Source organism: Glaciecola sp. SC05, assembly GCF_041380235.1.
Lineage (GTDB): Bacteria > Pseudomonadota > Gammaproteobacteria > Enterobacterales > Alteromonadaceae > Glaciecola.
The window spans coordinates 1-566 of sequence record NZ_JBGIYY010000057.1; the positions used below are offsets into that span (position 1 = coordinate 1).

General features: G+C 44.0%; 1 protein-coding gene. It reads right to left on the reverse strand.

The genetic code is table 11. The features are described 5' to 3' along the window. On the reverse strand, nucleotides 1-566 hold a 566-nt coding region (locus AB9H30_RS19360; protein ID WP_371196435.1), incomplete at both ends, for a transposase.

The window sequence follows — 566 nt, forward strand, 5'->3', positions numbered from 1 at the left end:
CTTAGAGCGCTTTGATTGTCTGGGTTTATTGTGTTGCGTCAGGCTGTGTCTGCCCTTGTTTTTGCTCTTATAGAGCACTAAATTACATGCCAAAGGCTGGTTGCGGCAAATGCTGCTACTAAAACCTTTAGGTCTTGTCGTGGCTTGCTTATATAGCTCGCTAATATGTTGCCATTGCGCCGCTTTATCCGCATACATCATGGGCTTTCGAACTCTGCCTACATAGTCCCAACCTAATGCGATAACCTGTCTGAGCCAGGTAGTTTTATAACCCGCATCGGTCACGATGATAGGGGTAGTATCCTTGTTGATGATGTCGCTTAGCTTGGTTAAAAAATCTCGGTGAGTACTGCGTTTCTCTTTTGTATTGGCACCATGGACTTCTTGGTAAATGGCAATGCCACGGCCATTAAATGCGACGGATGCTCTTAATAAAAAACATCCTTTATGCGTATCTAAATCTGACCAATCAATTAAAACAACAGGCCTTCGAACATGACCTACAAACTGCTGATACACGGCGCGGTAAATTGTATGGCTTTGTGCTTGCAGATGCCGATTAGATA